Source organism: Euhalothece natronophila Z-M001, from assembly GCF_007904085.1.
GTDB classification, from domain to species: Bacteria; Cyanobacteriota; Cyanobacteriia; order Cyanobacteriales; family Rubidibacteraceae; genus Halothece; species Halothece natronophila.
The window spans coordinates 1,291,463-1,313,526 of sequence record NZ_CP042326.1 but is presented as its reverse complement, the minus strand read 5'-3'; the positions used below and the strand labels follow the sequence as shown (position 1 = coordinate 1,313,526).

General features: G+C 42.6%; 26 protein-coding genes. 14 read left to right on the top strand and 12 right to left on the bottom strand.

Annotated elements, in window-relative coordinates; all coding sequences use genetic code 11:
- Positions 1-132: 132 nt before the first annotated feature.
- The 3 genes from glpK to nth all read left to right on the top strand — a co-directional run bounded on the left by glpK (position 133) and on the right by nth (position 3,477).
- Complete coding sequence (glpK, locus tag FRE64_RS06230) at positions 133-1,650, top strand: glycerol kinase GlpK (protein ID WP_146295160.1); 1,518 nt, start codon at positions 133-135, stop codon at positions 1,648-1,650.
- A gap of 64 nt (positions 1,651-1,714) precedes the next feature.
- Positions 1,715-2,806, top strand: coding sequence for an RIP metalloprotease RseP (rseP, locus tag FRE64_RS06225; protein ID WP_146297295.1), 1,092 nt, complete (start codon positions 1,715-1,717; stop codon positions 2,804-2,806).
- Positions 2,806-3,477, top strand: a complete 672-nt coding sequence (nth, locus tag FRE64_RS06220; protein ID WP_146295159.1) for an endonuclease III — start codon at positions 2,806-2,808, stop codon at positions 3,475-3,477. Before rseP ends, nth begins: the two co-directional genes overlap by 1 nt.
- Here the strand turns inward: nth and FRE64_RS06215 are convergent.
- Both FRE64_RS06215 and FRE64_RS06210 read right to left on the bottom strand, forming a co-directional pair.
- Positions 3,449-3,853, bottom strand: a complete 405-nt coding sequence (locus FRE64_RS06215) for an Npun_F0494 family protein (protein WP_146295158.1) — start codon at positions 3,851-3,853, stop codon at positions 3,449-3,451. The two genes, nth and FRE64_RS06215, sit on opposite strands and share 29 nt — an antisense overlap.
- Positions 3,850-4,179 carry a YtxH domain-containing protein gene (locus FRE64_RS06210; protein ID WP_146297294.1) on the bottom strand — a complete coding sequence of 110 codons (330 nt, stop codon included), beginning with the start codon at positions 4,177-4,179 and terminating at the stop codon, positions 3,850-3,852. The genes FRE64_RS06215 and FRE64_RS06210 overlap by 4 nt, the downstream gene beginning before the upstream one ends.
- 256 nt (positions 4,180-4,435) lie before the next feature.
- Here FRE64_RS06210 and psbD (FRE64_RS06205) point away from each other — a divergent pair, with 256 nt between their 5' ends.
- Entirely contained in the window at positions 4,436-5,497 is a 1,062-nt protein-coding gene (gene psbD, locus FRE64_RS06205) for a photosystem II D2 protein (photosystem q(a) protein) (RefSeq protein ID WP_146295145.1), read from the top strand.
- A 39-nt stretch (positions 5,498-5,536) separates the two neighbouring features.
- On the opposite strand, the gene tadA is transcribed toward psbD (FRE64_RS06205), so the two are convergent.
- Both tadA and grxC read right to left on the bottom strand, forming a co-directional pair.
- Positions 5,537-6,031 carry a tRNA adenosine(34) deaminase TadA gene (gene tadA, locus FRE64_RS06200; protein ID WP_146295157.1) on the bottom strand — a complete coding sequence of 165 codons (495 nt, stop codon included), beginning with the start codon at positions 6,029-6,031 and terminating at the stop codon, positions 5,537-5,539.
- The gene (gene grxC, locus FRE64_RS06195; protein WP_146295156.1) at positions 6,018-6,341 is read right to left on the bottom strand and encodes a glutaredoxin 3; all 324 of its coding nucleotides are present in this window, start codon (positions 6,339-6,341) and stop codon (positions 6,018-6,020) included. Before grxC ends, tadA begins: the two co-directional genes overlap by 14 nt.
- A gap of 202 nt (positions 6,342-6,543) precedes the next feature.
- On the opposite strand from grxC, the gene clpP reads away from it, so the two are divergent.
- Entirely contained in the window at positions 6,544-7,143 is a 600-nt protein-coding gene (gene clpP, locus FRE64_RS06190) for an ATP-dependent Clp endopeptidase proteolytic subunit ClpP (RefSeq protein WP_146295155.1), read from the top strand.
- A 31-nt stretch (positions 7,144-7,174) separates the two neighbouring features.
- Here clpP and FRE64_RS06185 read toward each other — a convergent pair whose 3' ends face one another.
- The gene (locus FRE64_RS06185; RefSeq protein WP_146295154.1) at positions 7,175-7,831 is read right to left on the bottom strand and encodes a hypothetical protein; all 657 of its coding nucleotides are present in this window, start codon (positions 7,829-7,831) and stop codon (positions 7,175-7,177) included.
- 313 nt (positions 7,832-8,144) lie between these two features.
- Between FRE64_RS06185 and FRE64_RS06180 the strand changes: the two genes are divergently transcribed.
- From FRE64_RS06180 to FRE64_RS06165, 4 genes are all read left to right on the top strand, one after another.
- On the top strand, positions 8,145-10,391 hold the full coding sequence (locus FRE64_RS06180) for a ribonuclease R family protein (protein ID WP_146295153.1): 2,247 nt from the start codon (positions 8,145-8,147) through the stop codon (positions 10,389-10,391).
- Positions 10,392-10,770: 379 nt separating this feature from the next.
- Positions 10,771-13,380 (top strand): bifunctional aconitate hydratase 2/2-methylisocitrate dehydratase, encoded by a 2,610-nt coding sequence (gene acnB, locus FRE64_RS06175; protein WP_146295152.1) that lies wholly within the window; start codon positions 10,771-10,773, stop codon positions 13,378-13,380.
- Between the two features lie 49 nt (positions 13,381-13,429).
- The gene (locus FRE64_RS06170) at positions 13,430-13,606 is read left to right on the top strand and encodes a DUF4336 domain-containing protein (protein ID WP_222597868.1); all 177 of its coding nucleotides are present in this window, start codon (positions 13,430-13,432) and stop codon (positions 13,604-13,606) included.
- A 98-nt stretch (positions 13,607-13,704) separates the two neighbouring features.
- Positions 13,705-14,274: a Uma2 family endonuclease gene (locus FRE64_RS06165; RefSeq protein ID WP_146295150.1), complete on the top strand. Its 570-nt coding sequence runs from the start codon at positions 13,705-13,707 to the stop codon at positions 14,272-14,274.
- Positions 14,275-14,317: 43 nt separating this feature from the next.
- Here the strand turns inward: FRE64_RS06165 and FRE64_RS06160 are convergent, their stop codons facing one another.
- Positions 14,318-14,581 (bottom strand): hypothetical protein, encoded by a 264-nt coding sequence (locus FRE64_RS06160; protein ID WP_146295149.1) that lies wholly within the window; start codon positions 14,579-14,581, stop codon positions 14,318-14,320.
- Positions 14,582-14,752: 171 nt separating this feature from the next.
- Positions 14,753-14,980: an antitoxin family protein gene (locus tag FRE64_RS06155; RefSeq protein WP_146295148.1), complete on the bottom strand. Its 228-nt coding sequence runs from the start codon at positions 14,978-14,980 to the stop codon at positions 14,753-14,755.
- A 56-nt stretch (positions 14,981-15,036) separates the two neighbouring features.
- Between FRE64_RS06155 and FRE64_RS17835 the strand changes: the two genes are divergently transcribed.
- Both FRE64_RS17835 and FRE64_RS06145 read left to right on the top strand, forming a co-directional pair.
- The gene (locus FRE64_RS17835; protein ID WP_390622259.1) at positions 15,037-15,171 is read left to right on the top strand and encodes a hypothetical protein; all 135 of its coding nucleotides are present in this window, start codon (positions 15,037-15,039) and stop codon (positions 15,169-15,171) included.
- Positions 15,172-15,353: 182 nt separating this feature from the next.
- Positions 15,354-15,803 carry a DUF3531 family protein gene (locus tag FRE64_RS06145; protein ID WP_146295147.1) on the top strand — a complete coding sequence of 150 codons (450 nt, stop codon included), beginning with the start codon at positions 15,354-15,356 and terminating at the stop codon, positions 15,801-15,803.
- A 95-nt stretch (positions 15,804-15,898) separates the two neighbouring features.
- Here FRE64_RS06145 and psbC read toward each other — a convergent pair whose 3' ends face one another.
- Both psbC and psbD (FRE64_RS06135) read right to left on the bottom strand, forming a co-directional pair.
- Positions 15,899-17,281 (bottom strand): photosystem II reaction center protein CP43, encoded by a 1,383-nt coding sequence (psbC, locus tag FRE64_RS06140; protein ID WP_146295146.1) that lies wholly within the window; start codon positions 17,279-17,281, stop codon positions 15,899-15,901.
- Positions 17,265-18,326, bottom strand: a complete 1,062-nt coding sequence (psbD, locus tag FRE64_RS06135; protein WP_146295145.1) for a photosystem II D2 protein (photosystem q(a) protein) — start codon at positions 18,324-18,326, stop codon at positions 17,265-17,267. The genes psbC and psbD (FRE64_RS06135) overlap by 17 nt, the downstream gene beginning before the upstream one ends.
- Before the next feature lie 406 nt (positions 18,327-18,732).
- Between psbD (FRE64_RS06135) and FRE64_RS06130 the strand changes: the two genes are divergently transcribed.
- A complete protein-coding gene (locus FRE64_RS06130; RefSeq protein WP_146295144.1) occupies positions 18,733-19,068 on the top strand; it encodes a hypothetical protein in 336 nt (111 codons plus the stop codon).
- 36 nt (positions 19,069-19,104) lie between these two features.
- On the opposite strand, the gene FRE64_RS06125 is transcribed toward FRE64_RS06130, so the two are convergent.
- Complete coding sequence (locus tag FRE64_RS06125; protein ID WP_146295143.1) at positions 19,105-19,422, bottom strand: 2Fe-2S iron-sulfur cluster-binding protein; 318 nt, start codon at positions 19,420-19,422, stop codon at positions 19,105-19,107.
- Between the two features lie 119 nt (positions 19,423-19,541).
- On the opposite strand from FRE64_RS06125, the gene FRE64_RS06120 reads away from it, so the two are divergent.
- On the top strand, positions 19,542-20,483 hold the full coding sequence (locus FRE64_RS06120) for a spermine/spermidine synthase domain-containing protein (RefSeq protein WP_146295142.1): 942 nt from the start codon (positions 19,542-19,544) through the stop codon (positions 20,481-20,483).
- Here the strand turns inward: FRE64_RS06120 and gmk are convergent.
- Together gmk and remA are read right to left on the bottom strand one after the other, a co-directional pair.
- Entirely contained in the window at positions 20,480-21,046 is a 567-nt protein-coding gene (gmk, locus tag FRE64_RS06115; RefSeq protein WP_146295141.1) for a guanylate kinase, read from the bottom strand. The two genes, FRE64_RS06120 and gmk, sit on opposite strands and share 4 nt — an antisense overlap.
- 7 nt (positions 21,047-21,053) lie before the next feature.
- The gene (remA, locus tag FRE64_RS06110; RefSeq protein WP_146295140.1) at positions 21,054-21,320 is read right to left on the bottom strand and encodes an extracellular matrix/biofilm regulator RemA; all 267 of its coding nucleotides are present in this window, start codon (positions 21,318-21,320) and stop codon (positions 21,054-21,056) included.
- A 121-nt stretch (positions 21,321-21,441) separates the two neighbouring features.
- On the opposite strand from remA, the gene FRE64_RS06105 reads away from it, so the two are divergent.
- On the top strand, positions 21,442-22,053 hold the full coding sequence (locus FRE64_RS06105) for a GDYXXLXY domain-containing protein (protein WP_146295139.1): 612 nt from the start codon (positions 21,442-21,444) through the stop codon (positions 22,051-22,053).
- Positions 22,054-22,064 lie beyond the last annotated feature (11 nt).

The window sequence follows — 22,064 nt, the reverse complement described above, 5'->3', positions numbered from 1 at the left end:
TAGGAGTACGGCTCCATATCCTAAAGTAGTCGCAATATCCGAACCATTTTCTTTTCTTTAAAAAAGTTAACTCTTTGTCAGATATTATGAAAACTGAAGTGGTAAAATTTAATCCAGTGAAATCAGCGAATAATGCCCGTGACTAATAAGCAAAAATACGTTCTTGCCCTCGATTTAGGAACAACAGGAAACCGTGCAATTCTTTTTGATAAAAATGGAGAACTCGTTGGACAATCTTATGGAGAATTAATGCAATACTATCCTCATCCAGGTTGGTTAGAGCATGATCCTCTTGAAATTTGGCATGATACCCGTAGCTGCATGGAACAGGTTTTGAGAAGTACGGGAGTTTCCCCCCAAGAGATTGCGGCAACAGGGTTGACGGTGCAACGAGAAACTTGTTTACTCTGGGATAAAACAACCGGTGAACCGCTACATAAAGCGATTGTTTGGCAAGATAGACGCACTGCCCAAAAGTGTCGGGAGTTAAGCGAAAAAGGCTATGCGGAGAAGATTCAAGAAACGACAGGCTTAGTTTTAGATGCCTATTTTTCGGCGAGTAAGTTGGCTTGGCTTTTAGATTGGGTAAAGCAAAATAAACCCGAAGTCAATTTAGATCATGTGTTAGCTGGAACAATTGATACTTGGATTCTCTGGAATTTGACCGGGAGACGGGTTCACGCTACCGATCAAAGTAATGCCAGTCGCACGATGTTAATGAATTTGGGAACTCATGACTGGGATCCTGAGTTATTAGATCTATTTACGATTCCTCGTCACTTTATGCCCGAAATTCGGCCAAGTTTAGGGGATTTTGGCACGATTGATGAAGAAATTTTGGGCACAGAAATTCCCATTCGCGCTATTTTTGGGGATCAACAGGCGGCGTTATATGCCCATGGTTGCAATCAGAAAGGAATGCTGAAATGTACTTATGGCACAGGTTGCTTCCTCATTTCTCAAAGTGGACAAGAATTAACGCGATCGCGCAATCAACTCCTTTCCACAGTAGCCTGGAGTGAAGCAAATGGCGGAAAACCCACTACAAATTATGCTCTAGAAGGGGCCATGTTTACCACAGGGGCTTGTATTCAATGGTTACGAGACGGCTTAAAATTAATTAAATCTGCTCCCGAAACGGAAATTTTAGCCCGAGAAGTGGAGAATACTGATGGGGTTTACTTTGTCCCTGCTTTAAGTGGATTAGGTGCGCCCCATTGGGATATGAGTGCGAGAGGGGCATTTGTTGGCATTACAGGCGGTGTGCAACGGGAACACATGGTAAGAGCGGTTTTAGAATCGATCGCGTTTCAAGTAAAAGAAGTGGTGGATGCAATGAATAAAGATAGTGAGACTCCCATTTCTTTATTAAAAGTGGATGGTGGAGCTTCTCAAAATAATTTCCTAATGGAGTTTCAAGCCGATGTATTAGGGATTCCTGTAGAACGTCCAGCGATTCTGGATGCAACAGCCCAAGGAGCTGCCTTTGGTGCAGGGTTAGCTGTTGGTTTCTGGGATGATTATGAGGAATTAGTAGGAAAACGAAAGCGCGATCGTAGTTTTATTCCTAGTAAGAATCAAAAACAAGCCCAAGAAGATTTCCTAATGTGGCAAAAAGCGGTTTCACGGGCAAAAAACTGGGTTGAATAAGAACTCACTTTTGCCTCTGGTTAAAATAGAGGGATAGATGTTTAGTATAGTTGGTTATAGCCTTATGTCAGTATTGGCAGCGATCGCAGTTTTGGCGATTTTAATTATTGTTCACGAACTGGGGCATTTCTCTGCTGCCCGAGTGCAGGGAATTCATGTTAGTAAATTTTCCATTGGCTTTGGGCCAATTCTCTGGAAATATCAAGGACCAGAAGTTGAATATGGGGTTCGTGCCTTTCCTCTAGGCGGATTTGTTGGTTTTCCGGATGATGATCCCGATAGTGAAATTGAACCTGATGATCCTAACCTATTAAAAAATCGTCCCCTCGGCGATCGCGCCATTGTGATCAGTGCGGGAGTGATCGCAAACTTTATCTTTGCCTATTTCCTTTTAGTCGCCCAATCAGCATTTGTAGGCATTCCCCAACCGCAATTTGAACCGGGGATTCAAGTGCCAGAAGTTGTGCAACAAGAAAATTCTCCCGCTAAAGAAGCAGGATTAGAAGCTGGAGATATTATTCTTGCTATTAACTCTGAATCCCTTGGCGAAGGTCAAGCCGCCATTCAAAATTTACAAGACACTATCCAAAATGCCGTTAATGAGCCCTTAAACATCACCGTTCAACGGGACACAGAAACTTTAAATCTCACTGTTACTCCCCAAGCAGGAGACGACGGTAAAGGTAAAATTGGGGTGTTACTTTCTCCCAATGGGGAAGTGGTAAGAGAACGCCCCGATAACTTCCTTCAACCCTTTACCCAAGCGACGCAAGAATATCAACGCATTTTTTCTCTTACTTTCCAAGGATTAGGCAGATTAGTCAGTAATTTTCAAGAATCCGCCGAACAAGTTGCCGGACCCGTTGCCATCGTCGCTGTGGGTGCTGATATTGCCAGTTCCGATGCTAGCAGCTTATATCAGTTTGCTGCCTTAATTAGCATTAACTTAGGGATTATTAATATTCTTCCTCTACCTGTATTAGATGGCGGTCAACTGGTCTTTTTACTTCTAGAAGGCATTCGCGGTAAACCTCTCCCCCAAAAAATTCAAGATGGCATCATGCAAACGGGTGTTGTCATGTTATTGGGGTTGGCTATCTTTTTGGTCATTCGAGACACTGCTAACTTAGGGGTAGTGCAAGAATTTTTCCAATAATGACAGCTTCTCAACAAGAACGGGCGTTAACCCTACTCGCCCGTCTCAAAGCCTTATATCCCGATGCCACCTGCACCCTTAATTACGAAACCCCCGTTCAATTATTAGTGGCAACGATTCTTTCTGCCCAATGTACAGATGAACGAGTGAATAAAGTAACCCCCGAATTATTCGCTCGTTTTCCTGATGCCAAAGCCATGGCAGAAGCAAAGAGAGAAGACATAGAAACCCTCATTCGTTCTACTGGTTTCTATCGAAATAAAGCCAAAAGTATTCAGGGAGCTTGTGAGATGATTGTCTCTCAATTCGGGGGGAAAGTTCCCGATACTATGAGTGACCTTTTAAAATTGCCCGGAGTAGCGCGAAAAACAGCTAATGTGGTGTTAGCCCATGCTTATGGCATCAATGCTGGGGTAACTGTAGATACCCATGTGAAACGTCTTAGTAACCGCTTGGGTTTGACAGAAAAAAAAGACCCCAAACAAATTGAAAAAGACTTAATGACTCTCTTACCCCAAGCAGAGTGGGAAAATTGGTCAATTCGCTTAATTTATCATGGGCGTGAAGTGTGCAAGGCCCGTCAACCTATGTGTGAGGCTTGTAGTTTAGCAGATATTTGTCCGTCATGGAAACTAACAGGTTTTAAAACGGAAGACGAAACCACCGTATAATCGCGCATTGAATTCTAGTTAGCCAAGAAGGAGCAGGGATTTCTTGCTTTTCTGCCTCCCATTTTGCCACTAGTTGTCTCCCTAAAGGAGTAAGGCGAAAACTATCGGTAATTCCTTGTCCATCCACTTCTCTTCGCAATAATCCTACTTGAATAAGCCAAACAAGCTCATTTTCAACCTTTAATTCTGAAAGAGGTTTAACGATATGTTGTTTTTCTACTCCTGTTTGATTGGCAATTTGGGAAAGGGGGACACTGCGCGATCGCATTTCTTGAAATAATTTTAAGCGAAAGGGAGCACATTTGAGAGCCATTTCCGCCCGTCTAATGGTTTTGTGTGGATATTTAATCTGAGACTGTTGAGAAATTGTCGTCATTCTGACTTAGTAGAGAGAGACTCAGTAGTTTGCTCTGAGGATGTTGTTTCCATTTTACTGGCTTCCACGCCAGCAGCAATCGCTTCTTGTAACCGAGTGAGGGTGCTTTCCCAATTACTGAGTGTCGTTTCTGAGAATCGATCAGCTTGTAGCTGTACACTGCTAGAAATATCTTGAGCAATTTCTGGTACAGCTAGGGCAGATTTTTTTAATATTTTTCTGGTTTCTTGCCCAGAACGAGGAGCAACTAATAACCCGATCGCGCTTCCTACCGCACTTCCTAAGGCTAATCCCCCAATAAAGGCACTAATTCCACGTTTGGACATATTAGACAAGCAACTAGCATTTTTCCTAGTCGCCAGTGTGACATTTTTAAGCGCGATCGCGCCACTATCTCCGATCAACTTAACAAAATTTAAAAATTAATTAAGAAAGAGTGGAAGATTAAGAAAAATTAGATTATGATAGGTTTAGTAAAGAAAAGTAAACTTTTCTCAGAACTTTGCTCAAAATTTGCATTGGGCAAAAAAGTAATTATAGATAGCAAACTGTAAACATCCATATAGAATTGGAGTATTAGCAATGACAATTGCAGTAGGACGCGCCCAACAACAAAGAGGGATCTTCGACCTAGTCGATGATTGGCTCAAGCGCGACAGATTCGTCTTTATCGGCTGGTCTGGTTTACTCCTATTCCCCTGTGCTTACCTAGCCATTGGGGGATGGTTAACCGGAACCACCTTTGTCACCTCGTGGTACACCCACGGACTAGCCAGCTCTTACCTAGAAGGCTGTAACTTCTTAACCGTAGCGGTATCAACACCAGCAGATGCCTTCGGACATTCCCTACTCTTTTTATGGGGACCGGAAGCAAACTGGGACTTCGTACGCTGGTGTCAAATCGGCGGTTTATGGACCTTTACCGCCCTACACGGTGCCTTTGGACTGATTGGCTTCATGCTACGTCAGTTTGAAATTGCCCGTCTAGTGGGGGTACGACCCTATAACGCGATCGCGTTTTCAGGTCCGATTGCCGTATTCGTCAGCGTCTTCCTCATGTATCCCTTAGGACAATCCAGTTGGTTCTTTGCCCCCTCATTTGGGGTAGCTGGAATCTTCCGTTTCATTCTATTCTTCCAAGGATTCCACAACTGGACCTTAAATCCCTTCCACATGATGGGAGTAGCAGGAATCTTAGGCGGTGCGCTTCTGTGTGCCATTCACGGAGCTACCGTAGAAAACACCCTATTTGAAGACGGAGACGGAAGTAACAACACCTTCCGAGCCTTCAATCCCACCCAATCAGAAGAAACCTATTCCATGGTGACTGCCAACCGTTTCTGGAGTCAGATTTTCGGCATTGCCTTCTCCAACAAACGGTGGTTACACTTCTTCATGCTGTTTGTGCCAGTAACAGGGCTATGGATGGCTTCAGTCGGAGTAGTCGGCTTAGGATTAAACCTTCGTGCCTATGACTTCGTCTCTCAAGAAATTCGGGCAGCAGAAGACCCTGAATTTGAAACCTTCTATACCAAGAACATCTTATTAAACGAAGGTCTCCGTGCTTGGATGGCAACGGATGACCAACCCCATCAGAAGTTTGAATTCCCTGAAGAAGTCTTACCTCGTGGTAACGCTCTCTAACATCTCTCAAGGACAGTTCTGACAATTATTCCCTGCCTCTCAGGTGGGGGATTTTTTTATTATGCGTTTTTGAGCAAACCACTGTTTTAGCTGTTCACGACAGCGATCATCTAAAATCCCGCCGAAAACTTCTAAATGATGATTAGAAGCGGCACTATCGGGAAGATTTAAAACACTGCGCACTGCTCCTGTTTTTGGATCATCTGCCCCATAAACTAATGTGCCCAGTCGAGCTTGAATGATTGCCCCACTGCACATAGGACAAGGTTCAAGCGTGACATAAAGGGTAAGACCATTAAGATGCCAATTAGCAAGGGTTTGGGCTGCTTGATTAATGGCAATGATTTCTGCATGAGAGGTAGGGGCGCGATCGCGCTCTTTACGATTATTTCCTTCACCGATAATCCTGTTTTCAGCATCAACAATCACCGCCCCCACAGGAATTTCTCCAGCTTTTCCAGCCTCTTGTGCCAATTGCAGGGCATACTCCATCCAATGGCAATGCTGCTCGTAACGGGCTTTATCCCACTGCATCGGCTGGTTGCATCAATAACTGATCTAAATTTTTGCCTTTGTCAAGAGCATACAGTTCATCACAACCGCCTATGTGCTGATTATTAATAAAAATTTGGGGAACACTGCGCTTACCATTGGCTCGTTCTGCCATACGATTTCTAGCACTATCATCCCCATCAATTTTATATTCAGTATATTTAACTCCTTTCCAACCTAAAAGCATTTTGGCACGAATACAAAAAGGACAAGTTTGCCAAGTATAAATTTCAACATTGGCTTGATAATTTTTGGGTTGTCGTCCTAATAGCTTAAATAGTGATTCCAGCATCGTTATTCCCCTAAAATCGCTTCCTCTTCTATCTTAAGTGGTTTCAGGTTGGGTGAGATCTGTTATTATTAGAAAAAACCCTAAATCAATGTGGGTTTAATCCATAGATTGTTTCGATAGTCATCAACGGGGTTTCACTCCCTAAAAAGCTCAAACTTAAAGAGCAGACGACAATTAGCTAGCAACAAAAAACTAACTTTATATGATCCCTACCGTTATTGAAACCTCTGGTCGTGGCGAACGCGCTTTTGATATCTACTCTCGTCTTCTACGAGAAAGAATTGTCTTCTTAGGGCAGCAGGTAGATGATGAAATTGCCAATCTCATTGTTGCCCAAATGCTTTACTTGGAAGCAGAAGAACCAGAAAAAGATATTTATCTCTACATTAACTCTCCTGGTGGTTCTGTCAGTGCCGGTATGGGCATTTTTGACACCATGAACCAAATTACTCCCAATGTTTCTACTATTTGCTTGGGATTAGCTGCCAGTATGGGGGCGTTTCTCCTCAGTGCGGGAGAGCCAGGTAAACGTCTCAGCCTACCCCATTCTCGAATCATGATTCACCAACCCTTAGGGGGAGCGCAAGGTCAAGCCTCCGATATTGAAATTCAAGCCAAAGAGATTCTGTATCTCAAAGGACAACTAAACAACTATCTCGCGCAACATACCGGTCAACCTCTAGAAAAAATTCAAGAAGACACAGAACGTGACTTCTTTATGTCGCCTCAAGAGTCTCTAGAATATGGCTTAATTGATCGCATTATTGAACGTCGTCCTTCTGCAAGTAACCCTCCCTCTTAATTTTCTTTCTGAAGATCCTACCTCCTCCTGTTTATTCTTGCTGGGGTGGGGTAGGTTGTTTCTCTAAGTATTCTAGAAACTGTAATAGCTCTGACTCTGAGAGCAAAGTGCGCGATCGTTTGCCATAGGTTTCTTGCAGAAATTTCCTCCCCTGTTCGCTCGTCCATTGTAATCTTCGTAACTCTACGTTAGTGCGAGCAATAATATCAGAATGATCGATGAAGTTTTCATCGCTACTGTGACTTTCACCAGAACCATTCACTGTTGATTCAGATGTTTCGGGTTCGGAGATGGTTTCCTGAGATGATTGAGAAAGTTCCGTTACAGGTTTTTCTTCACTCTCTACAGAAAAAGAAACCTCTGATGAAAGATTTTGAGACAAGGACGAGGAACTCGCATTAGCCGTTTGAGACGAAGCAGTGGGGCGTGGCGTTTTCTCCTGAGAATAACTTTGAGGAGAATGATGTACCGATTTAGAAGAACTTATAGAAATGTTTAAAACTGCTAAGGCCCGAATGCGAGCTTGATCTTCGGCTTGTTCCACAGTATCAGCCGCCGCTAGTCCTGTTGCAAGGGTTAATCCCTCATTTTGTACTGTAGCGCGGACAATGTATTTGCCGTGATCAATTTGTACCAGTTCGCTAATGAGACTTCCCCGAGGAAAATGACTGCGAAATTGCTCAAACATAATAATGGTTATTAATTAATGCCTCGTGAGTGCTTTCTTCTTTAGAGATAAAGCAATAATGAGAGCAAAAAGAGATAAAATAAATTGAGATGACACTACTACTGTAGTTTAATCGTTATTAGTGGATCTACGCTATAACTGGCAATGGAAATTGATGCGCTCCAAAGACATCACAACTAATCTCCTTTGCTAGGCTGATAAGTGTTCGGTTTTAAAGATGGGAAACTTATTCCCCTGTAAAATAACGATCGCGCAGTAGTAGCGTTTCTTGTTGAATTAATCGGAAGTGAACCTGAAGAGATACTGATATCAGATGGAATTTTCAATCGCTACAATTCTTTCCCACTTAAGTGATAATAAACTAGTCGCCCCAAAAGTTCTCGAAAAAAAACTAAACTTGCAAGAGGAGTCAAGTATTCAAAAACTACAAATTGCCCTTGATGCCCTCGAACGAGTTGGAGTGATTGTCAAAGAAAGGGGAAAGTACCGTCGTGTTCCACAAGATGATGTGGTGGAAGCGAAATTGCGTTGTTCGAGTAAAGGTTTTTGTTTCGCTATTCAAGATCAGGAAGGAACAGATGATATTTATGTACGAGAATCCTATCTTGGTAGTGCTTGGAACGGCGATCGCGTTTTAGTGAAAGTGATTAAAGATGGAAGCCGTCGCCGCTCTCCTGAAGGAGAAGTGCAAGTAATTCTCGATCGCGCAAATCCCTCTCTCCTTGCCCAAGTCAGAAAGGTAGAAGACAACAGCGAAAAAGACTATCAAGCGGTTCCCCTTGATGATCGGTTATTGTTTGAACTGGATCTTAGCCCCGACGGACAAGACTTAGAAAGTGCTGTAGATCATTTAGTTCACCTGGAAGTCTTACGATATCCTCTTGGGGATCATCCTCCTGTAGGTCGCGTCACGAAAATTTTAGGCAGTGATGCAGAAGAAGCTGCAGATACAGATATTGTCTGTTGTAAACATGATCTTCCCAGACAGTTTTCCGCAACAGCCCTCAAAGAAGCAAAAGCCTTAACTCCCACCCTCGATGAAAAGACTTTACAAAAGCGAGTTGATTATCGAGATTTATTCACCGTTACTCTTGAAGAAACCTCAGAAAACACCGATTCCTTGATTGAAAATGCCCTTACCTTAAACAAAACGAAGGAGGGAAACTGGGAATTAGGAATTCATATTGCTGATATTGCCCATTATGTTCCTAAAGATTCCGCAATGGACACCGCTGCCAAACAACGGGGAACAGCGGTCTTTTTAAATGATTTTGTTATTCCTTTATTTCCCCCAGAAGTGCAACAATGTGCTTCTTTAATCCCAGGGGAAGATCGTCTTGCGGTAAGTATCTTGTTAACCCTCAATTCCATGGGAGAGATAGAAGGGTTTGAAATTCAAGAAAGTGTAATTCGTGTGGATGAACAAGTTAGCTATCAACAAGCCCAATCTCTTCTCGGAACTGATAACAACACCGCTACTGCAGAACTTCTCAATGACTTATTCTTTAATTTGAGTCCAGTTGTGAAATCGCAACGGGTACAACGGGGAGGTTTTGAAATTGAATTACCCGAAGCCCAAGGAGGATTTAAAGATGAAGGACGCTTAGGTACAGTAGTTGCAACTTCTTCCCTTCCTGTACGGGCTTTATTAACAGAATTAATGATTTTGGCAGGACAAGCAGTGGGACAGCATTTACAAGCCCTTGGTGTACCTGGAATTTATCGAGTACAACATATTTCTGATTACACTGAAATTGAAGACTTAATGAAATTGGGAAATAACTTGGGGTTAACTCTCGAATTAGAAAATGAGGATGAACTGCGCCCTCAAGATTACCAAAACTTTAGCCAACAAATTGCCAACTCCGATGCTTCTCGGGTATTGATGTTTTTCCTCAAGTCCACTCTCAAACTAGCCAAATATAGCACCAAACCCAGTGAACATTTTGGTTTAGCCTTGAATCGCCCTTACAGCCCTTGTATTTCTCCAGGAAGACGTTATGCTGACTTGTGGAACCAACGGATTTTAAAATCTGTGTTTCACGAAGGGCGCGATCGGCGAGTGAGAACCCAAAAAGAAGGGGTTGATCTCCACAGTAATACCAGTCATGGCAAAATTAACTGGAAAGTACTTCCTCCTGCTATGGCTACAGAATACGAAGAAGAAATTGCTAGCTTTATTCATCATCTCAATGAACGAGACAAGATGGTAGAAGATGCAGAAAACGACTTGAAAGGGCTTAATAAAGCCGAAAAAATGAAGGAACGCACAGGAGAAGTCTTTTCTGGTTTAATTACAGGCGTACAATCCTATGGCTTTTTCGTAGAAATTGAAGACTTATTAGTGGAAGGATTAGTTCATGTTAGTTCTCTTAAAGATGATTGGTATGAATATCGCGCCCGTCATGCTTGTTTAGTGGGACGTAAAAATAGGATTGCCTATCGACTGGGATCACGGGTAAAAGTACAAGTAAAAAGTGTTGACTATTATCGTCAGCAAATTGATCTTGTTACCGTTTCTGGGGCAACTCCAGCTACTGATGAAGATTTAGATAGTTAAAAAATACTAGGTTTACTTTTCCCCATTATCATTTTAGTTTTGGATGGGGGAAGTAAACATAATTTCCTTCAAGATTCACTCTGTGGATCAAAATTAAGAAATTGAAATTACTAAATGAAACCAATATATGAAAATAAAACAATCCTGATCAATTATATTTTTCCTTTATTAAAAAGAGTAAGGAAAGTTTTTAGAGCAGTCACTTGTAGCAATGATTGATCTATTTTGTATGACATATCGTTATGATTAAGTATTATAATTGTCAAACTCATTGCCCATTGAGCTTTACGAGATGGTGCGCTTGATACAATAACAATAAATACATAAATCTATAATCGGTGAACTAGTATAGAGCAATTATAGGAGAACACAGTCAAAAATGTTAGAAGCGTATCGCACACATACAGCAGAACGGGAAAAACAAGGAATTCCTCCTCTTGCCTTAAATGCCGAGCAAACGTCCGAATTATGTGAACTATTAAAACAGCCTCCTGAAGGGACAGAAGAAGAATTATTATATCTATTGCGCGATCGCGTTCCCCCAGGTGTTGACGAAGCAGCCTATGTCAAAGCCAGTTTCCTCACCGCCATTGGTAAACAGGAAATTACCTCTCCTCTCCTTACCCCCGAAGAAGCGGTAGAACTCTTAGGAACTATGGTTGGGGGATACAATGTCCAATCTTTAATTGAATTTCTCCAATCCTCTGATTCTAATCTTGCTCAAAAAGCAGCTACCGCACTCAGCAACACCATTCTCGCCTTTGATGCGTTTAATGATGTTTTTGATCTCTCCCAAAATAATGCTTATGCTAAACAGGTAATCGACGAATGGGCCCAAGGGACTTGGTTTAAGAATAAGCCAGAAGTCCCCGAAGCAATTACCGTTACCGTCTTTAAAGTTCCAGGGGAAACGAACACCGACGATCTTTCTCCAGCAACACACGCCACTACACGCCCTGATATTCCTCTTCATGCCCTTGCCATGTTAGAGTCACGGATGCCAGAGGGACTAGAACAAATTGCCCAACTAAAAGAAAAAGGCTTACCTGTTGCCTATGTCGGCGATGTAGTAGGAACTGGCTCTTCCCGTAAATCTGCCATTAACTCCCTATTGTGGCACATTGGAGATGATATTCCCAACGTTCCCAATAAACGCGCTGGTGGTTATATTCTTGGCGGAAAAATTGCCCCCATTTTCTTCAATACCGCAGAAGACTCTGGTGCATTTCCCATTGAATGCGATGTTACCCAAATGAACACCGGGGATGTCATCACCATCTATCCCTACGAAGGGAAGATTACTAACGAAGCAGGAGAAACCCTCACCACCTTTACCCCAAAACCCAACACTATCTTAGATGAAGTTCGCGCTGGTGGACGTATCCCTCTTCTCATTGGACGCGCCTTAACCGATAAAACCCGAGAAGCACTAGGCTTAGAAGTAACCTCCCTCTTCACCCGTCCCGAAGTTCCCCAAGAAAATAATAAAGGCTTTACCCTTGCCCAAAAAATGGTGGGACGCGCTTGTGGACTTCCAGGTGTGCGTCCAGGGACTTCCTGTGAACCCATTATGACCACTGTTGGGTCACAAGACACCACCGGTCCGATGACACGGGATGAATTAAAAGAACTGGCTTGTTTGGGCTTTAATGCGGACTTTGTACTCCAAAGTTTCTGTCACACCGCAGCCTATCCTAAACCCGTGGATGTAAAAACCCATCAACAACTTCCCGACTTCTTTGCTGACAGAGGCGGCGTTTCCTTAAAACCGGGAGATGGCATTATCCATTCTTGGTTAAATCGGATGTTACTTCCTGATACTGTTGGTACGGGTGGTGACTCTCACACTCGTTTCCCTCTCGGAATTTCTTTCCCCGCAGGGTCTGGTTTAGTGGCGTTTGCCGCAGCCTTAGGCGTTATGCCTCTAGATATGCCAGAATCAGTCTTAGTCCGTTTCACAGGAGAATTACAGCCGGGTGTAACGCTACGAGATATTGTTAACGCCATTCCCTATGTTGCGATTCAAGAAGGGAAATTAACTGTCGGAACAGAAGTTAAAGAAAATGTCTTCTCGGGTCGCATTATGGAGATGGAAGGCTTACCTGATCTAAAAGTGGAACAAGCCTTTGAATTAACGGATGCGACCGCGGAACGGTCTTGTTCTGGCTGTACGATTAAGTTAGGGAAAGAGACGATTTCCGAATATCTCCGTTCCAATATTGCCCTGATTAAAAACATGGTAGCGCGAGGTTATCAAGACTCTCGTACCCTGTTACGTCGGGCAGCAAAAATGCAGGAATGGTTGGATAATCCTGAATTATTAGAAGCCGATGAAGATGCAGAATATGCTGATGTTGTAGAAGTTAACCTCAACGAAATTAAAGAACCTGTTGTCGCAGCTCCCAATGACCCTGATAATGTGAAATTAATGTCAGAATGCGCTGGGGATAAAATTGATGAAGTCTTCATTGGTTCTTGCATGACCAACATTGGTCACTATCGCGCCGCAGCGAAAGTTCTGGAAGATGCAGGGAAAGTGAAAGTTCGCCTCTGGGTTTGTCCGCCTACTCGCATGGATGAGAAACAACTGCGTGAAGAGGGCGTTTATGGCGTGTTTGCCGCGGCTGGTGCGCGAACGGAAATGCCGGGTTGTTCTCTGTGTATGGGAAACCAAGCCCGTGTTGAAGATGAAGCCACAGTATTTTCCACTTCTACCCGTAACTTTAATAATCGCATGGGGAAAGGCGCACGGGTTTATCTCGGTTCTGCGGAGTTAGCTGCGGTTTGTGCGTTGTTGGGTTATATTCCCACCGTGGATGAATATCTCGCTATTGTCCAAGAGAAAATTAATCCCTTTGCTGATGATTTGTATCGTTATCTCAACTTTGATCAAATTGAGAATTTTGAGGAAGAAGGTCGCGTGATTCCGTTAGAAGAAATGCCCAAAATTGAGGACATTTTAGGAATGCCAACGGGTGCGAGTAAATAGGTAAAATTGAGGTGGGTTCTGCCCACCTTTCTGGGATACGCAGACTTTGATGAGAGAAATTGATCAAGATATTTGGGTTGCTGAACAGCCTTTGCAATATTTTGGACTAAGTGTTGGAACAAGAATGACCGTGATTCGACTTGAAAAGCAGGAATTACTGGTTATTTCTCCGATTGAACTTGATGATACAATCGTCCGTCAACTTCAACAAATTGAAACGGTTTAACATTCTTGAAAAGAGTTTGCTTTAAAGTTCTATTCTCCTGAACATCGCAAGTTTACTGAAAAGCGCGATCGCGTGAAAAAAATTAAGGTCTAAAGACAATGGTTACTTCTCCTCAATCGACTTACCTATCTCCAGAAGACTATCTAAAGCAAGAAGAAAAAAGTCAAGTCAAACATGAATATATTAATGGTAAAGTTTATCCGATGGCAGGTGCAACTGATACTCATGTGACGATCGCGCTGAATGTAGCTAGTGAATTAAAATTTCACCTGCGTGGCTCAAGTTGCCGAGTTTATCTATCAGATATGAAATTAAAAATTCAGTCTCTTAATCGCTTTTATTATCCTGATATTCTAGTCACCTGTAACCCAAATGATCGAGACACATCACTTTATAAGCAGTTTCCTTGCTTAATCATTGAAGTTCTATCAGATTCCACAGAAGCTTTTGACCGAGGAGATAAATTTATAGATTACCAAACAATAGAAACTTTAAAAGAATATTTATTGATTAGCACCAAACAAAAGCGCATCGATTATTTTCAGCGTACCTCAGAAGGAAATTGGTTACTCAAATTTTATCGGTCTGATGATGAATCTCTGACCTTACAAACAATCAATTCTAAAATCAGCGTCAGTACCATTTATGAAGATGTTAACTTCTCCTGAATATCGCAAGTTTACTGATTGCGCGATCGCGTAAATAGCCTAACTATTGCTGTAACTCGTCTTCTGGTAAAGGTTCAAAAAAAGCATCTCCCAACTTTCCAGATAATAAACCTGGAGTGCGAGGGGGTTGATCCTCACGCAGAACATTCCCAACCTGATCTTCTTCCCAGAAATTCTTTAGTTGCTCCTGATCTCGAATGCTTTTCGTTGTGTCTTGTTTAAGGTTTTTGATAATACGATAAAGCTGTTTTAATTGTTTTTCGGAAAAAGTGTCTAATTCGGCTTGAATTAAGGCTTTAATCTCCATCTCACTGCTTTCCCTTCTCTTCTGTTAGGTTTGATCATATCACCTTGCACTTCTCCTGAACATCGTAAGTTTACTGATTGCGCGATCGCGTTCAATTAGAGATTAATAAAGCTCTAAATCCTGCTTGGCTAAAATAGCGATCAGCAGTTAAAGCGTCAAGAAAAACTTCAATCATTCTGAATCTTGTGAATATAAATATTGATCAAGATTTTCCGACCAATCTGGATTCCCTTCTAGATTAAGAGATTTAGCGGTTTGTAGAAAACTTTTCGATTGATCTTCTGTGCTAGCTTCTACACTCTCAACGATAATACGGACTCGTGTTCCTGGCTTTAAGGTTAAGGGAATCATAGGTTGAAGACTTGTACCATCAAAGATTGCTTCTAATTTTTGACTCATGGTTGATTGAGTGAATTACGACTCTCAAGTCTAGTTTAGCGGAGGAGTTTCGCTGATTGCGCGATCGCGCCGCAGCTAGGAAATTATGGAACTCTTTACCACCAGTTTACCGTCAATGTCACACCTGTTATACAGATTTCTGGGAAGCCTATCAAGGGATTTTACCTAATTCTCAAACCCCTGAACTATAAGTCACTGGTTTGATTTAACAAATAGTAGCGAGAATCTCTACTCTTCTCTTTTTAGTTGGTGCTAAAGAACAATGTGAAAGTTGGGGTGCGGAATGTGGGTTATAAAGTTTCTTTGACTAAACTTTAGGAGGAGTACAACAATGAGAAAATAAAAACCAAAGTTATCTGTAACTAATAATAAAATGGAAGTAAAATTTCGTGAGTTTAATCCCTTTGATCTTTGGATTTGGTTGGAATTTGATACAATTCCCTCGATTACAGAACGTCAATATGTTGAAGAATTATTTAATTCTTGGTTTTATTTAGGGAAACTAGGAGGATTTAACGCTGAAAACTTCCAAGTAATGGAAACAGGCATTGACCTGAGTTATATGGAATATGACCACGAAGAGGCAAGCAAAACTTTACTCTCTGTAATGCACAATATGGGAGACTTTGAATATAAAGAAACTTGGGGGCGTTGCTGGTTTGACTTAGGAACAAGTGATCCTGTAGCATTGGATGTTTTGATTAATGCCCTGCGACAACTGAGTGAGGATTTTCTCAATGTGAAACAGATGATTATCGGAGGGGAAAATGAAGATTGGAAAATAGATCCAACGCACCAACAACGATTTTATGACGAAAACTAACCCCTCTCTTTAAAAAGCATTAACAAAAAACCCTCTCGCAACGGAGAGGGCTTTTCGTGTTAGGTAGAGCTAAAGACTAACTAGTTAACTTCAAACTAGTCAAGTTCAGGCATGGATAGAACTGGTTCAGTCTCACGGTTAAGACCTTTTTCAAAGCCAGCTGCGGCAGCACGAGCGCGACCTGCGTGCCACAAGTGGCCAATTAAGAAGAAGAAGGCTAAAACAAAGTGAGAACCAGCTAACCATTGACGAAGGTTAACGTAGTTGAAGGAGTTAGGTTCGGTAATAATACCACCAACGGAGTTGATAGAACCGTTAGGTGCGTGAGTCATGTATTCAGCAGCACGGCGAAGTTGCCAAGGCTGAATATCATTTCTGATTTTGTCAACATCAAGACCATTAGGTCCGCGTAGAGGTTCTAACCAAGGGCCACGGAAGTCCCAGAAGCGCATGGTTTCACCACCGAGAATAATCTCACCTGTAGGAGAGCGCATTAAATACTTACCAAGACCGGTAGGACCTTGAGAAGTTGCAATGTTTGCCCCTAAGCGTTGGTCACGAGCTAAGAATAAGAAAGCCTGTGCTTGAGACGCTTCGGCATTAGTGGGGCCATAGAACTCACTGGGATAGGCAGTGTTGTTAAACCAAACCATCGCTGAAGCAATGAAGCCCATTAAGGAAAGAGCGCCAAGGCTGTAGGAAAGATAGGCTTCACCAGACCAGACAAAAGCCCGACGAGCCCAGCCAAAGGGTTTGGTTAAAATGTGCCAAACACCACCAGCGATGCAAATTAAACCAACCCAGATGTGACCACCGATGATGTCTTCCATGTTGTCAACACCGACAACCCAGCCATTTCCTCCCCAAGGAGAGCTAACAATGTAGCCAAAAATCGCAGCGGGGTTGAGAGTGGGATTATTGATTACGCGGACATCACCGCCGCCGGGAGCCCAAGTATCGTAAACACCACCAAAGAATACGGCTTTGAACACCAGTAATAAAGCTCCAATGCCTAAAACAATGAGGTGGAAGCCTAAAATGGTGGTCATTTTATTCTTATCTTTCCAGTCATAACCAAAGAAGGAAGAGTACTCTTCTAAGGTTTCTGGCCCACGAACGGCGTGATAGATACCACCTAAACCGAGAACTGCGGAGGAAATTAAGTGTAATACTCCAACGACGAAATAGGGGAATGTATCAACAACTTCTCCACCAGGTCCAACACCCCAGCCTAGGGTGGCGAGGTGAGGGAGAAGGATTAAGCCTTGTTCATACATGGGCTTTTCTGGGACAAAGTGACCTACTTCAAATAAGGTCATTGCACCAGCCCAGAAAACGATGAGACCAGCATGGGCGACGTGAGCACCCAGCAATTTTCCAGAAAGGTTGATTAAACGGGCATTTCCAGCCCACCATGCGTAACCACTGGATTCTTGATCACGACCAGTACCGACAAATGTATTAGAGAGCGTTACCACGGGGAAGTACCTCCTCTGGGAATTCAAACTTCTGATGGGGTTGGTCATCCGTTGCCATCCAAGCACGGAGACCTTCGTTTAATAAGATGTTCTTGGTATAGAAGGTTTCAAATTCAGGGTCTTCTGCTGCCCGAATTTCTTGAGAGACGAAGTCATAGGCACGAAGGTTTAATCCTAAGCCTACTACTCCGACTGAAGCCATCCATAGCCCTGTTACTGGCACAAACAGCATGAAGAAGTGTAACCACCGTTTGTTGGAGAAGGCAATGCCGAAAATCTGACTCCAGAAACGGTTGGCAGTTACCATGGAGTAGGTTTCTTCGGATTGGGTGGGATTGAAGGCTCGGAAGGTGTTGTTACTTCCGTCTCCGTCTTCAAATAGGGTGTTTTCTACCGTTGCTCCGTGAATGGCACACAGAAGCGCACCGCCTAAGATTCCTGCTACTCCCATCATGTGGAAGGGATTTAAGGTCCAGTTGTGGAATCCTTGGAAGAATAGAATGAAGCGGAAGATTCCAGCTACGCCAAATGAGGGGGCAAAGAACCAACTCGATTGCCCTAAGGGATACATGAGGAAGACGCTCACAAATACGGCAATCGGACCTGAAAACGCGATCGCGTTATAGGGTCGTACCCCCACTAGACGGGCAATTTCAAACTGACGTAGCATGAAGCCAATCAGTCCGAAAGCACCGTGTAGGGCGGTAAAGGTCCATAAACCGCCGATTTGACACCAGCGTACAAAGTCCCAGTTCGCTTCCGGTCCCCATAAGAACAATAGGGAATGTCCGAAGGCATCTGCTGGTGTTGATACCGCTACGGTTAAGAAGTTACAGCCTTCTAGGTAAGAGCTGGCTAGTCCGTGGGTGTACCACGAGGTGACAAAGGTGGTTCCGGTTAACCATCCCCCAATGGCTAGGTAAGCACAGGGGAATAGGAGTAAACCAGACCAGCCGATAAAGACGAATCTGTCGCGCTTGAGCCAATCATCGACTAGGTCGAAGATCCCTCTTTGTTGTTGGGCGCGTCCTACTGCAATTGTCATTGTTTCAAATCCTCTTGCTTAATAAATTTTTGCAAGAATACTAAGTTTTACGTGCTTTTATTCATCTAGGATAACCCATTCCTAACTGAATTGTTAAGAAAGTCTCCTTAAACAGTCGAAAAAGTTAATTCTTATTACACTGTCCTTGACTCTATTCATGTCAGGGGTTTCGCCAGACAATAGAAAGACAGGCTACTTAACTTTTTTTAACAATAGCATAACTTCTACTCATTTTTCGACCCCGAATTGCATGTGCCACTGGCTACAAAGTCTTAAAACCCTCTATTCAAGGAAGGTTGATGCAGTCAAAGAAATTGAAGTAAAGAAAAATCAATTTACATTTTTTTTAACGTTATCGTTAAACTATAGGTAAAAGCAGTATATTAATAAAACTACTATTTGCCTTATGATCCGTCATTTATTTTTAGGTTTAAGTTTAAGCTTGAGCTTTGCTGTATTGGGATCAACACTCTTCCCAGCCTATGGGCAAAGTCGCAATGATTTAGAAGTAGAGCGTCCTAGCAATCGCAATGAGCAAGATGCATTTTCCAGTGGCTTTGGCGACGGGTTAAGTCCTTTTGATTTAATCCATCGTTCTAATTTAGGCGGTGGACACTCTATGGAGCATTTTCGTCAGCGTCAAGAACGCAATCTCGACGGAGCAGCTAGTGAGTTTCGTCAGCAACAACAAGAACTTTTACGCCAACGCAATCAAGATTCCTCTGAAAACCTTGAAGAATAATAGACAGAGAGGAAAAACTCCCTGTCTTGGGGAAAGTTAAGGTTGTTGAAACTGTCGCTTATAAACCTCGTCTTCTTTCTCGGATTGAATCTTCAAGTCAGAGCGAGGATAGGCGACACAAAGCAGGGCATAGCCTTCTGATTGTAATTCTTCTGATACCCCCATGCCATCGGTTTGATCCACTTCTCCTTCTAAAAGAAGTCCAGCACAAGTGGTGCAAACGCCAGCAGTACAGGAACTAGGGAGATCAATTCCCTCTTGATGGGCAGTTTCGAGAACTGTTTTATCTTCAGGGACGGAAATAGTGTGGGTTTTGCCTTGATGGTGAATTTCGACGGTGTAGGTTTTTGCCATAAATAATTGTTTTTAAAATACGTAGCTTCAGGATCCCAGTTGATGCGATTCCGATTGTAGCAAACTTATAATCATGGTAATTTTAGAATCTCTGAGATTAAAATTGAAGGAGATTCATTATGGCAGGTAGCAATTTAGAAGCTGATCTTTGGATTAGTGAGTATATAACCCCTTGGGATATTTATGTTCATGGGGTTACAGAAATCCTTACCTACAAAAAAACAGCATTTCAGGAAATGTATATTGTCCAATCTGGGGCTTATGGTAAGGGACTAGTTCTAGATGGAAAATGGCAATCTTCCACTGCCGATGAGTTTCTCTACCATGAAGCTCTAGTACATCCAGCGATGATTATGCACCAGGCTCCGAAAAAAGTGCTGGTTTTAGGCGGTGGTGAAGGAGCAACCATTCGCGAAGTTTTACGCTGGCAAAGTGTAGAAAAGGTAAAAATGGTAGATATTGATGGGGAAGTAGTAGAAGCCTGTCAAACTCATTTGCCAGAGATGCATCAAGGGGCTTTTTCTGATCCGCGGACAGAATTAGTGATTGGAGATGCTTTGGAGGTATTAGATCAAAGTGAAGAGCAATGGGATGTGGTGATTAGTGATCTTTCTGATCCCATTGAAGAGGGTCCTTCTTTTAAGTTATTTACCAAGGAATTTTATGAGAAAGTGAATCGGGTATTAGCTCCTGATGGCAAGTTTGTTTTACAAGCAGGTCCGGTTGCCCCTCCTTATATTGCTACTCATGCTCGGCTATTCAATACTTTGAAAACGGTTTTTGAAAATAATGTTTCTTATACGACTTTTGTTCCGACTTATGGTGAACCTTGGAGTGTTACTGTCTCTTCTCATACGCCTATTAACACTCGCCCTGAACCAAGTGTAGTTGACCAATTGTTACAGGAAAAAACTACTGGAAATTTCAAGTTAGTGGATGGAGTAACTTTATTGGGGTTGTTACAGACACCAGTTTATGTTCGTCGCGCGATCGCGCAGCATCAAGAAATTTTTACCCTCTCGGAACCGCCAAAGTTTTTTGGTAAAGGGGTGAGTCATTAATCCTTTTGGGATGGCTGAAAGATGATCTTTTCTAGCTTGACTAAAGAACGATCGAGATCATCATTGACTACACAAAACTCAAATTCTTCAGCGGCAGCAATTTCTGTTTCAGCGTGTTCGAGACGTTGCGCGATCGCTGCTTTGCTATCTTTTCCTCGTTTTATCAAGCGTTCTTCTAAAACCGCTAGAGAAGGGGGTAAAATGAAAACGCGAGTAGCTTCAGGAAAACTCTGTTTAATTTTTCTGGCACCCACAACTTCAATTTCTAAAACTACCCATTCTTCTGCTTGTAGCTTTTCTTCTACCCCTTGACGTGGCGTTCCATAATAATTTCCAGCATATTCAGCCCATTCCAAAAGTTCTCCTGTTTCGATCATGTTTTCAAATTGGTCACGAGACAAGAAAAAGTAATCTTTTCCCTCTGTCTCTCCTTCCCGGGGGGGGCGAGTGGTGGCAGAAACCGATAAACTCAGGTCAGGATGATGAGCAAGAAGCAACTTGACAAGCGTTCCTTTACCCACGCCACTAGGACCTGTAATCACAATTAATTTACCGCTGGTCATTCCTCTGTTAGTTTGTTGCTACTTGATTATCTTTGCTTAAAATAAAGCGATTAGCAACTGTTTCCGGTTGAATGGCTGATAAAATAATATGACCAGAGTCCGTAATAATAACAGCTCGTGTGCGCCGACCATAAGTGGCATCTATTAAATGACCGCGATCGCGCGCGTCTGTAATAATCCGCTTGATAGGGGCTGACTCAGGACTAACAATCGCAACCACCCGATTAGCGCAAACAATATTCCCAAATCCAATATTAATAAGTTGCATATCCATAAAACTGACAGCAATCCCCTGCTCAGTAAGAGCAATTTCTCCTTTACTCCCATGTTATCCAGAAATAAATCTCTCAACCATTACAACGGATACAGATCTGGTGTTTTGCTAACAATTGTTTATGAATAGTCTTCCTTTCGTTCGTTTTGTCTTACCCCTTACCTGCCAAATTGCTTTAATTGCCAGTATTCCAGCTCAAGCAATTTATACTCATCTCACTGGAACAGAAGTGGTATTACAAACTGTCCCAGTTGATCCTTATGACCTCCTAAGGGGATATTCCCAAACCCTGCGCTACAATATCTCGCAAGTAGAAAAACTGGAAACCTTAAACGGGTGGGAAAGTGTCGTCCGCCAAACTCGTGATGATGAAGATGAGACGCTTCCACCAGATGGAACCTCTCTTTATGTAATCCTACAAGCCCCAGAAACTGAAAGTGAATCTTCTCATCCTACACCTTGGGAAGCAATTGCTGTGCGTTATCAGCGTCCCGTAGAACTAGGTAATGAACAAATAGCGATTAAGGGAGAATTAGATAATAGATGGGTAAATTATGGCTTAGAGCGTTATTATTTCCCTGAGCAACAACGAGAAGAGTTGAACCAGAGGATTCGTAATTTACAAGCGGATGAAACAGGGGAACGTCCGTTTGTTGTGGAAGCTAAAGTGGATGAAAGAGGAAATGCAGTACCAGTTAGCCTCTGGTTAGAAGATTTTCCATTGCGTTTCTAAGGTTGAAAAAA

Coding starts and splice junctions, on each gene's coding strand:
- glpK (WP_146295160.1), top strand. CDS start 133: ATGCCCGTGACTAATAAGCAAAAATACGTTCTTGCCCTCGATTTAGGA.
- rseP (WP_146297295.1), top strand. CDS start 1,715: ATGTCAGTATTGGCAGCGATCGCAGTTTTGGCGATTTTAATTATTGTT.
- nth (WP_146295159.1), top strand. CDS start 2,806: ATGACAGCTTCTCAACAAGAACGGGCGTTAACCCTACTCGCCCGTCTC.
- FRE64_RS06215 (WP_146295158.1), bottom strand. CDS start 3,853: ATGACGACAATTTCTCAACAGTCTCAGATTAAATATCCACACAAAACC.
- FRE64_RS06210 (WP_146297294.1), bottom strand. CDS start 4,179: ATGTCCAAACGTGGAATTAGTGCCTTTATTGGGGGATTAGCCTTAGGA.
- psbD (WP_146295145.1), top strand. CDS start 4,436: ATGACAATTGCAGTAGGACGCGCCCAACAACAAAGAGGGATCTTCGAC.
- tadA (WP_146295157.1), bottom strand. CDS start 6,031: ATGCAGTGGGATAAAGCCCGTTACGAGCAGCATTGCCATTGGATGGAG.
- grxC (WP_146295156.1), bottom strand. CDS start 6,341: ATGCTGGAATCACTATTTAAGCTATTAGGACGACAACCCAAAAATTAT.
- clpP (WP_146295155.1), top strand. CDS start 6,544: ATGATCCCTACCGTTATTGAAACCTCTGGTCGTGGCGAACGCGCTTTT.
- FRE64_RS06185 (WP_146295154.1), bottom strand. CDS start 7,831: ATGTTTGAGCAATTTCGCAGTCATTTTCCTCGGGGAAGTCTCATTAGC.
- FRE64_RS06180 (WP_146295153.1), top strand. CDS start 8,145: ATGGAATTTTCAATCGCTACAATTCTTTCCCACTTAAGTGATAATAAA.
- acnB (WP_146295152.1), top strand. CDS start 10,771: ATGTTAGAAGCGTATCGCACACATACAGCAGAACGGGAAAAACAAGGA.
- FRE64_RS06170 (WP_222597868.1), top strand. CDS start 13,430: ATGAGAGAAATTGATCAAGATATTTGGGTTGCTGAACAGCCTTTGCAA.
- FRE64_RS06165 (WP_146295150.1), top strand. CDS start 13,705: ATGGTTACTTCTCCTCAATCGACTTACCTATCTCCAGAAGACTATCTA.
- FRE64_RS06160 (WP_146295149.1), bottom strand. CDS start 14,581: ATGGAGATTAAAGCCTTAATTCAAGCCGAATTAGACACTTTTTCCGAA.
- FRE64_RS06155 (WP_146295148.1), bottom strand. CDS start 14,980: ATGAGTCAAAAATTAGAAGCAATCTTTGATGGTACAAGTCTTCAACCT.
- FRE64_RS06145 (WP_146295147.1), top strand. CDS start 15,354: ATGGAAGTAAAATTTCGTGAGTTTAATCCCTTTGATCTTTGGATTTGG.
- psbD (WP_146295145.1), bottom strand. CDS start 18,326: ATGACAATTGCAGTAGGACGCGCCCAACAACAAAGAGGGATCTTCGAC.
- FRE64_RS06130 (WP_146295144.1), top strand. CDS start 18,733: ATGATCCGTCATTTATTTTTAGGTTTAAGTTTAAGCTTGAGCTTTGCT.
- FRE64_RS06125 (WP_146295143.1), bottom strand. CDS start 19,422: ATGGCAAAAACCTACACCGTCGAAATTCACCATCAAGGCAAAACCCAC.
- FRE64_RS06120 (WP_146295142.1), top strand. CDS start 19,542: ATGGCAGGTAGCAATTTAGAAGCTGATCTTTGGATTAGTGAGTATATA.
- gmk (WP_146295141.1), bottom strand. CDS start 21,046: ATGACCAGCGGTAAATTAATTGTGATTACAGGTCCTAGTGGCGTGGGT.
- remA (WP_146295140.1), bottom strand. CDS start 21,320: ATGGATATGCAACTTATTAATATTGGATTTGGGAATATTGTTTGCGCT.
- FRE64_RS06105 (WP_146295139.1), top strand. CDS start 21,442: ATGAATAGTCTTCCTTTCGTTCGTTTTGTCTTACCCCTTACCTGCCAA.